Raw genomic sequence first — 1,684 nt, forward strand, 5'->3', positions numbered from 1 at the left:
CCGGATCTCCCCCGTGCTTGAGATCCCGGACGTGATGCCCTGGCCAGGACACGTCACCTTTCTCCGGCCACGTTCCGAACTTCTCGCTCCAACCCCGCCGGAAGGACTCCCTCTTCCCCTCCCACTTCTTGCGAGCGGCGCGTGTGTCCTCCTTCGACAGCTCGGTGTAGTTGCAGCAGCAGTGGTAGATGCCGTAGCGGCTCCCGGCCTTCAGGGGAACGGGTAGGAGGACGAGCCTTCCCTCCCAATCGAACTTGAAGTCGGCCAGCCACATGCACCCCTTGAGCGTGTGGCCCTCGCTGGCGCACTCCCTCTGGCACCCGTTCATGAGCTCCCGGCGGCACTGCCACGGGCCGTAGAAGAGAGTCGTCTTCATCCGTCCGCCCGGCACGTTCAACCAGGGCAGTTCCTTCTTCACAGCGGACTTGGCTCCGGGTGATGGCGTGGATTTGGTCCCGAGGGAACCGCTCGCTTCGTTGCTGGAGCCGCACCCGGCGAGGAGCAGCAGCAGTACCACCGTCCAGCCCAGCTTCATGGGAAGCCCCGTGGTGATGACCATCCCCTGATGGGATAGCTGGGCCGACGGGTTACCTGATGGGGCTGACAACTGAGTACGGGACGTGAACCCGTGGCTCGCGCTACCGAGGCTCGGGCACCTTCATGCCGCGCTGCACCGCGGGGCGTGCGCCCACCCTGTTCATGTACTCGCGCACGTTCGCCACGGACGTGAAGAGTTCCGGAAAGAACTGCTGCCCAATCACCAGCCACGGATACATGGCGATGTCCGCCAGCGAGTACTCCCGCGCCAGGTACTCGTGCGGGCCCAGGTGCTTGTCCAGCACGCCCAGGAGGCGCTCCGACTCCTTCGTGTAGCGCTCGATGGCGTAGGGAAGCTTCTCCTTGGCGTAGCGCTGGAAGTGGGTGAGCTGCCCCAGCATCGGGCCCACGCCGCTCATCTGGAACATCAGCCACTGCACCGCCTCGGTGCGCCCGCGCACGTCCGCCGGCAGCAGCTTGCCCGTCTTCTCCGCCAGGTAGAGCAGGATGGCACCGGACTCGAACACCGTGAACGGCTGTCCCCCGGGGCCCTCGTGGTCCACGATGGCCGGAACCTTGTTGTTCGGGTTGAGGGCGAGGAACCCGGGCTTGAACTGCTCTCCCTTGGTGATGTCCACGAACCTCGCCGTGTACGGCAGCCCCAGTTCCTCCAGGGCAATGGACACCTTGCGCCCGTTGGGAGAGGTGAACGTGTACAGGTCGATCATGTGCGCACTCCCCTACTCCGAGCGCATGGCCTCGACCGGATCCAACCTCGCGGCGCGTGCCGCGGGGTAGATGCCGAACACGAGGCCCACGCCCGAGCTCATCCCCAGCGAGAGCGCCACCGCCCAGCCGGGCACCACGGTGGTGAAGCCCAGCACCCACCGGGCGAGAAAGGCCAGGCCGAAGCCGAAGCCCACGCCGATGGCGCCGCCGATGAGCGACAGCAGCACCGCCTCGGTGGCGAACTGCGCGAGGATGCGGTTCTTGCGCGCCCCCAGCGCCTTGCGGATGCCGATCTCCTTGGTCCGCTCCGTCACCGACACCAGCATGATGTTGAGGATGCCGATGCCGCCCACCACCAGCGACAGCAGGCACACCCCGAAGCTGGCGATGGTGATGACCTGGGAGAGGCTGTTGAAGG

Annotated in this window: 3 protein-coding genes; all 3 read right to left on the reverse strand. The window is 66.2% G+C overall.

The features are described from left to right. The coding region (locus tag VF794_RS11200) for a hypothetical protein (RefSeq protein ID WP_331109550.1) at positions 1 to 535 on the reverse strand (535 nt) is incomplete at its 3' end. Between the two features lie 103 nt (positions 536 to 638). Continuing rightward, complete coding sequence (locus tag VF794_RS11205) at positions 639 to 1,265, reverse strand: glutathione S-transferase N-terminal domain-containing protein (protein ID WP_331109552.1); 627 nt, start codon at positions 1,263 to 1,265, stop codon at positions 639 to 641. A 12-nt stretch (positions 1,266 to 1,277) separates the two neighbouring features. After that, on the reverse strand, positions 1,278 to 1,684 hold a 407-nt coding region (locus VF794_RS11210; protein ID WP_331109554.1), incomplete at its 5' end, for an ABC transporter permease.

Source organism: Archangium sp. (assembly GCF_036389735.1).
Lineage (GTDB): Bacteria > Myxococcota > Myxococcia > Myxococcales > Myxococcaceae > Archangium.